This window comes from Mesorhizobium sp. M7A.F.Ca.CA.001.10.2.1 (genome assembly GCF_003998575.1).
In the GTDB taxonomy this organism is placed as follows: domain Bacteria; phylum Pseudomonadota; class Alphaproteobacteria; order Rhizobiales; family Rhizobiaceae; genus Mesorhizobium.
The window spans coordinates 1-8,027 of sequence record NZ_RZQY01000247.1; the positions used below are offsets into that span (position 1 = coordinate 1).

Below are 8,027 nucleotides of genomic sequence, written 5' to 3' on the forward strand. Positions count from 1 at the left end.
CTTTCGCGGCGCAGCTCGCTTCGACGGTCTCCCAACCCATTCCGGACCTCCCCACGCGGACCAATACCGCCGCGCTCGGCGACATCCTCTATACCGACTACCTCTACTACTTCCAGATTTCGGGCCTCGTGCTGCTGGTCGCCATGATCGGCGCCATCGTGCTGACCCTGCGCCATAAGCCAGGCGTCAAGCGGCAGTCGATCGCGGCCCAGGTCGGCCGCACGCCGGCGACCGGCATGGAAATCCGCAAGGTCAAGACAGGCGAGGGACTCTGAGATGGTTGTCGGCATCGCACATTATCTGACCGTATCGGCTGTTCTGTTCACGCTCGGCGTGTTCGGCATCTTCCTGAACCGCAAGAACGTCATCGTCATCCTGATGTCGGTCGAACTGATCCTGCTGGCGGTCAACATCAATTTCGTCGCCTTTTCGGCGGCACTGGGCGATCTGGTCGGCCAGGTGTTCGCGCTGTTCGTGCTGACGGTCGCGGCGGCCGAGGCCGCCATCGGACTTGCCATTCTCGTCGTCTTCTTCCGCAACCGCGGCTCGATCGCGGTCGAAGACGTGAACATGATGAAGGGTTGACGGAACCACCATGTATCAGGCCATCGTCTTCCTTCCCCTGCTCGGCTTCCTGATCGTCGGCCTGTTCGGCACGTCGCTCGGCGCCAAGGCGTCCGAATACATCACCTCCGGTTTCCTGGTGATCGCGGCCGTGCTGTCGTGGGTCGCTTTCTTCACCGTCGGTTTCGGCCATGGCGAGGTGTTCACCGTGCCGGTGATGCGCTGGATCCAGTCAGGCGGGCTGGAAGCGGCCTGGGCGCTCAGGATCGACACGCTGACGGTGGTGATGCTGGTGGTGGTCAACACCGTGTCGGCGCTGGTTCACATCTATTCGATCGGCTACATGCACCACGATCCGAACCGGCCGCGCTTCTTCGCCTATCTGTCGCTGTTCACCTTCGCCATGCTGATGCTGGTGACATCAGACAATCTGGTGCAGATGTTCTTCGGCTGGGAAGGGGTGGGCCTCGCCTCTTATCTGCTGATCGGCTTCTGGTACAAGAAGCCGTCGGCCAATGCCGCGGCAATCAAGGCCTTCGTCGTCAACCGCGTCGGCGATTTCGGCTTCGCGCTCGGCATTTTCGGCCTGTTCGTGCTGTTCGGTTCGGTCAATCTCGGCACCATCTTTGCCAATGCGGCGACGTTCATTCCGGCCGAAGGCGCCCCGCACGGCGCCGCGGTGCTGACCTTCCTCGGCTATGCGCTGGACAAGCAGGCGGCCATGACGATCGTTTGCCTGCTCCTGTTCATGGGCGCCATGGGCAAGTCGGCGCAAGTGCCGCTGCACACCTGGCTGCCGGATGCCATGGAAGGCCCGACACCGGTTTCCGCGCTGATCCATGCCGCCACCATGGTGACGGCCGGCGTGTTCATGCTGGCACGGCTGTCTCCGCTGTTCGAACTGTCGCATTCGGCGCTGACTGTGGTGACCTTCATCGGTGCCTTCACGGCCTTCTTCGCGGCCACCGTCGGTCTCGTCCAGAACGACATCAAGCGCGTCATCGCCTACTCGACCTGCTCGCAGCTCGGCTACATGTTCGTGGCACTCGGCGTCGGCGCCTATGGCGCGGCGATCTTCCACCTGTTCACGCATGCCTTCTTCAAGGCGCTGCTGTTCCTCGGCTCGGGCTCGGTCATCCATGCCGTGTCCGACGAGCAGGACATGCGCAAGATGGGCGGCCTCAGGAAACTGATCCCGACCACCTACTGGATGATGGTGATCGGCACGCTGGCGCTGACCGGCGTCGGCATTCCGGTGACGGTCATCGGCACCGCCGGCTTCTTCTCCAAGGACGCCATCATCGAGAGCGCCTTTGCCGGCCACAATTCGGTTGCCGGCATGGCCTTCGTGCTTTTGGTCATCGCCGCCTGCTTCACCTCCTTCTACTCCTGGCGGCTGATCTTCATGACCTTCCACGGCAAGCCGCGGGCGAGCCATGAGGTGATGCACCATGTCCATGAATCGCCGCCGGTGATGCTGGTGCCGCTGTTCATCTTGGCCGCGGGCGCGCTGTTTGCCGGCGTCATCTTCCACGGTGCCTTCATCGGCGAGGGCTATGCCGAGTTCTGGAAGGCATCGCTGTTCACACTGCCTGACAATCACATCCTGCACGACATCCACGAATTGCCGCTGTGGGTCGAACTGTCGCCCTTCATCGCCATGCTGATCGGCTTCGCGCTGGCCTGGAAATTCTACATCCGCTCGCCGGAAATGCCGGTCAACCTCGCCGCGCAGCATCGCGGGCTCTACGCCTTCCTGCTCAACAAGTGGTATTTCGACGAGCTCTACGACTTCCTGTTCGTGCGGCCCGCCAAGCGCCTCGGCCATTTCCTGTGGAAGACCGGCGACGGCACCATCATCGACGGCCTTGGCCCGGATGGCATTGCGGCGCGCGTCGTCGATGTCACCGACCGCGTCGTCAAGCTGCAGACCGGCTATCTCTACCACTACGCCTTCGCCATGCTGATCGGCGTTGCCGCACTCGTCACCTGGATGATGCTCTGATGACCGCCTGGCCAATCCTCTCGCTGGTCACCTTCCTGCCGCTGGTTGGTGTGCTGCTTATCCTGTTCATCAATGACGACAGCGAAAATGCACGCCGCAACATCCGCGCCATCGCGCTGTTGACGACGACTTTCACGTTCATCATCTCGCTGTTCATCTGGACCGGATTTGACAATTCGCAGTCCGGCTTCCAGTTCGTCGAGAAGGTCGCCTGGCTCGACTCCGGCATTTCCTACCATATGGGCGTCGACGGCATCTCGATGCTGTTCGTCATCTTGACGACGTTCCTGATGCCGCTCTGCATCCTGGCGTCGTGGGAATCGATCGAGAAGCGCGTGAAGGCCTACATGATCGCCTTCCTGCTGCTCGAAACGCTGATGATCGGCGTGTTCTGCGCGCTGGACATCGTGCTGTTCTACGTCTTCTTCGAAGCCGGCCTGATCCCGATGTTCATCATTATCGGCGTCTGGGGCGGCAAGCGGCGCGTCTACGCCTCGTTCAAGTTCTTCCTCTACACGCTCGCCGGCTCGGTGCTGATGCTGCTCGCCATCATGGCGATGCTCTTCCAGTCCGGCACAACCGACATCCCGACGCTGCTGACCCACAACTTCCCGGCCAGCATGCAGACCTGGCTATGGCTTGCCTTCTTCGCCTCCTTCGCGGTGAAGATGCCAATGTGGCCGGTGCACACCTGGCTGCCCGACGCGCACGTCGAGGCGCCGACGGCGGGCTCCGTCATCCTGGCCGGCATCCTGTTGAAGATGGGCGGGTACGGCTTCCTGCGCTTCTCCTTGCCGATGTTCCCGCTGGCGTCGGAAATGTTCGCGCCGCTGGTCTTCGCGCTGTCGGTCGTCGCCATCATCTACACCTCCCTGGTGGCGCTGATGCAGGAAGACATGAAGAAGCTGATCGCCTATTCGTCGGTTGCTCATATGGGCTTCGTCACCATGGGCATCTTCGCCATGAACCAGGAAGGCGTGCAGGGCGCGATCTTCCAGATGCTCAGCCACGGCCTCGTCTCCGGTGCGCTGTTCCTGTGCGTCGGCGTCATCTACGACCGCATGCACACACGTGAGATCGCGGCCTATGGCGGCCTGGTCAACAACATGCCGAAATACGCCACGGTGTTCCTGATCTTCACCATGGCCAATGTCGGCCTGCCCGGTACCAGCGGCTTCGTCGGCGAGTTCCTGACCATGCTCGGCGTGTTCCGGGTCAACACCTGGGTGGCGTTCTTCGCCGCCACCGGCGTCATCCTGTCGGCCGCCTACGCGCTCTGGCTCTACCGCCGGGTGATCTTCGGTGCGCTGACCAAGGACAGCCTGAAGGGCCTGCTCGACCTGTCGCTGCGCGAGAAGGTGATCATCTACCCGCTGGTCGTTCTAGTCATCTTCTTCGGCGTCTATCCCGCCCCGGTCTTCGACGCGACGGCCGAATCGGTCAAGTCGCTCGTCACCAATGTCACTGCATCCATCGGCGCCGCGCAGACCGCGGCGGCGAACTGACCAGAGGTTTTGCGAACCATGACGCCGGACCTTCTCTCCAGCCTGTCGCTCTCGACGCCAGAGCTGATCCTTGCCGTCGGCGCGCTGGCGCTGCTGATGGTCGGAGCCTATTCGCGCGCCAACACGGCCAACACGGTAACCGGCCTTGCGGTGGCCGTGCTGGCGATCGCAGGCGCCTGGCTGATCTTCCGGACCGGGCAGGGCAGCGCTTACGGCAATGCCTTCATCCAGGATTCCTTCGCCCGCTTCATGAAGGTGCTGGCGCTGGTCGGCTCGGCGGTGACGCTGGTGATGTCGATGCGCTTTGCCAAGGCTGAACGCTTCGACAAGTTCGAATATCCGGTGCTGATCCTGCTGTGCACGCTCGGCATGATGTTGATGATCTCCGCCAATAGCATGATCGGGCTCTATCTCGGCCTCGAACTGCAATCGCTGGCGATCTACGTGCTGTGCGCGATCAACCGCGACAATCTGCGTTCGACTGAGGCTGGCCTCAAATATTTCGTCCTCGGCGCGCTGTCGTCGGGCATGCTGCTCTATGGCATCAGCCTGGTCTATGGCTACACCGGCAACACCGGCTTCCAGGAAATCGCTTCTGCGCTCGGCAGCGGCGAGCGCCAGCTTGGCCTCGTTTTCGGCCTCGTCTTCGTGCTGGCCGGCCTGGCCTTCAAGATCTCGGCGGTGCCGTTCCACATGTGGACGCCAGACGTCTATGAGGGCGCGCCGACGCCGGTGACGGCCTTTTTGGCGGCGGCGCCCAAGATGGCGGCGATGGCGCTGATGGTTCGCGTCACCATGGGCGCGTTCAAGCCGATCGCCGCAGACTGGCAGCAGATCATCGTCTTCATCTCGATCGCCTCGATGGCGCTTGGTGCTTTCGCCGCCATCGGCCAGACCAACATCAAGCGGCTTATGGCCTATTCCTCGATCGGCCATATGGGCTACGCGCTGGTCGGCCTTGCCGCCAACAGCCAGGCCGGCGTGCGCGGCGTTGCCATCTACATGCTGATCTATCTGGTGATGACGCTCGGCACCTTCGCCTTCATCCTCGCCATGCGGCGCAAGGAAGGCAATGTCGAGCAGATCAGCGACCTGGCCGGCCTGTCGTCGACCAATCCGATCATGGCGACGATCCTGACCATCCTGATGTTCTCCCTGGCCGGCATTCCGCCGCTCGCCGGCTTCTGGGGGAAATGGTACGTCTTCCTCGCCGCCATCAACGCCAATCTCTATGCGCTGGCGATCATCGGCGTGCTGGCCTCGGTGGTGGGCGCCTATTACTACCTGCGCATCATCAAGATCATGTGGTTCGACGAACCGGTTGGCGGCTTCGTGCCGATGGCGACGGAATTGCGTGTCGTGCTCGGCGTCTCCGGCGCCTTCGTGCTGTTCTACGTGCTGATCGGCGGGCCGATCGGCACCTATGCCGAAGCCGCCGCCAAGACGTTTTTCTAGTCGGCATGGCATTTCGGCTGGCTCCAACCTCGGCGTCGGAAGGGTTCCGGCTCGAGGCGCATGAGAGCGTCGGCTCCACCAATGGGCTGGCACTGGACCACGCAAGGGCAGGCGACCCCGGCAGATTGTGGGTCGTTTCCAAGAAGCAGGAAAGCGGGCGTGGCCGGCGCGGCCGCGTCTGGGCGACCCCCGAAGGCAACCTCGCGGCGACGCTGCTCGTCATCACCAAGGCGGAGCTTCGCCTTGCCGCGACGCTGGGCTTCGTCGCCGGACTGGCGCTGGCCGATGCGCTCGACGCCGTGGTGCCGAAGGGCCGGATCGCCATCGGCCTCGACGGCGGCAGCGAAGGAAAGAACCGTTTCGAACTGAAATGGCCGAACGACGTGCTCGCCTCCGGCGCCAAGCTGGCCGGCATCCTGCTGGAATCGGCAATCCTGGAAGGCGGCCGTTTCGCGGTGGCGGTCGGCATCGGCGTCAATGTGGTGGCATACCCCGAGGATTTGCCCTATCCCGCAACATCACTCAGCGCGCTGGGCGCGGCATGCGATGCGGAAACACTGTTCCTGGCGCTGTCGGATGCATGGAGCGAGAATGCCCGATTGTGGGACGAGGGGCGCGGACTTGCCGCCGTCAGGCGACGCTGGCTTGATCGTGCTGCGGGGCTCGGCGGCGAAGTTGCTGTCAGAATTGACGGTAATGTGGTGCGTGGGGTGTTTGAGACCATTGACGAGGACTGCCGTTTCGTGATCCGCGACGATGAAGGTTCGGTTCGGACGATCGCCGCCGGCGATGTGCATTTCGGCGCGGTCGCTTCGGCCAGGGCATAGAGCCGTTCATGAACGGTTCTAACTGTTTGTTTTTGCGCAACTCCGGTGGGAAAACCGTTACAAACTTTTCCCGGAATTGCTTTTTGGGCTTGGCCTGAGGGCCAGGAAGGGAAAAATCATGGCGAAAGCGGAAACCGCCGAACTCGTCTTCGTGCCGCTCGGCGGCGTCGGTGAGATCGGCATGAACTTCGCTCTTTACGGCTACGGGCCGCCCAATGCGCGCGAATGGATCGTCATCGATGTCGGGGTGACCTTCCCCGATGCCAGCCTGCCGGGCGTCGACCTTGTGCTGCCCGACACGCGATTCATCGAGGAGAACCTCGCCAATCTGCGCGGCATCATCATCACGCATGCGCATGAAGACCATTATGGCGCGCTGCTCGACACATGGCCGAAGCTGAAGGCGCCGGTCTGGATGACGCCGTTCAGCGCCGGCCTGCTGGAGGCCAAGCGGCAAGGCGAGCAGGGCGCGCCGAAAATACCGGTGACGATCTACCGGGCGGGCGAGAAATTCACCGTCGGCCCGTTCGAGATCGAAGCCATTCCGGTCGCGCACTCGATTCCCGAGCCGATGTCGCTGGCGATCACCTCGCCGGCAGGCACCGTCATCCATACCGGTGACTGGAAGATCGATCCGGAGCCGACGATCGGGCCGAAGACCGACGAGGCGCGTTTCCGCGCCTATGGCGACAAGGGCGTTTTGGCGCTGATCTGCGATTCGACCAATGCGCTGCGCGAAGGTGAGTCGCCTTCGGAAGTGGCTGTGGGCGAGGGCCTCAAGGGCGTCATCCAGGCTGCCAAGGGCCGTGTCGCCGTCACCACATTCTCCTCCAATGTCGGACGCATCGTCTCGATCGCCAAAGCGGCGCGCGATGCCGGACGCCAGTGCCTGGTGCTTGGCCGTTCGCTGAAGCGGGTCATCGATGTGGCCGGCGAACTCGGCTACATGGACGGTCTGCCGGAGTTCATCGCCGAGGAGGATTTTGGTTTCATCCCGCGCGAGAACCTGGTCATCATCTGCACCGGCAGCCAGGGCGAGCCACTGGCCGCACTGGCCAAGCTGTCGCGCGAAGAGATGAAGTCGGTGTCACTGACGGCAGGCGACACGGTGGTGTTTTCCTCGCGTACCATTCCCGGCAACGAGAAGGCGATCCTCGAGATCAAGAACCGCCTCATCGACCTCGGCGTCAAGATCATCGAGGACGGCGATGCACTGGTGCATGTCTCCGGCCATCCGCGGCGCAGCGAATTGCGCAAGATGTATGAATGGGTGCGCCCGCAGATCGGCGTTCCCGTGCATGGCGAGGCGGCACATCTGGTGGCGCAGGGCTCGCTGATGTCGACATCGGGCATCGGCCAGGTGGCGCAGGTGCGCGACGGCGACATGCTCAGGCTTGCTCCCGGCCCAGCCACCATCATGGATCAGGTGCCGTTCGGCCGTATCTACAAGGATGGCAGACTGATCGGCACCGATCAGGCGATGGGCATCCGCGACCGGCGCAAGCTGTCCTTTGCCGGCCATGTGGCGGTCAATGTCGTCCTGGACGACAAATATGAGCTTGCCGGCGACCCCGACCTGGTCGCCATCGGCGTCGCCGAGGCCGATGGCCGTGGCGAGTCGCTGGAAGATCTGATGATCGATGCGGCAATCGGCGCGGTGGACTCCATCCC

Annotated in this window: 7 protein-coding genes; all 7 read left to right on the forward strand. The window is 62.9% G+C overall.

Going from position 1 to position 8,027, the window contains the following annotated elements; translation table 11 throughout:
* On the forward strand, positions 1–275 hold a 275-nt coding region (locus tag EN964_RS17145; protein WP_206528726.1), incomplete at its 5' end, for an NADH-quinone oxidoreductase subunit J.
* Between the two features lies 1 nt (position 276).
* On the forward strand, positions 277–585 hold the full coding sequence (gene nuoK, locus EN964_RS17150) for an NADH-quinone oxidoreductase subunit NuoK (protein ID WP_010910101.1): 309 nt from the start codon (positions 277–279) through the stop codon (positions 583–585).
* Positions 586–595: 10 nt separating this feature from the next.
* On the forward strand, positions 596–2,569 hold the full coding sequence (gene nuoL, locus EN964_RS17155; protein ID WP_127267203.1) for an NADH-quinone oxidoreductase subunit L: 1,974 nt from the start codon (positions 596–598) through the stop codon (positions 2,567–2,569).
* Positions 2,569–4,074, forward strand: a complete 1,506-nt coding sequence (locus EN964_RS17160) for an NADH-quinone oxidoreductase subunit M (RefSeq protein WP_127267202.1) — start codon at positions 2,569–2,571, stop codon at positions 4,072–4,074. The genes nuoL and EN964_RS17160 overlap by 1 nt, the downstream gene beginning before the upstream one ends.
* 18 nt (positions 4,075–4,092) lie before the next feature.
* The gene (nuoN, locus tag EN964_RS17165; protein WP_127267201.1) at positions 4,093–5,529 is read left to right on the forward strand and encodes an NADH-quinone oxidoreductase subunit NuoN; all 1,437 of its coding nucleotides are present in this window, start codon (positions 4,093–4,095) and stop codon (positions 5,527–5,529) included.
* Positions 5,530–5,534: 5 nt separating this feature from the next.
* Complete coding sequence (locus EN964_RS17170; RefSeq protein ID WP_127272307.1) at positions 5,535–6,356, forward strand: biotin--[acetyl-CoA-carboxylase] ligase; 822 nt, start codon at positions 5,535–5,537, stop codon at positions 6,354–6,356.
* 118 nt (positions 6,357–6,474) lie between these two features.
* Positions 6,475–8,027: ribonuclease J (locus tag EN964_RS17175; RefSeq protein ID WP_164775852.1), on the forward strand; the 1,553-nt coding region annotated here is incomplete at its 3' end.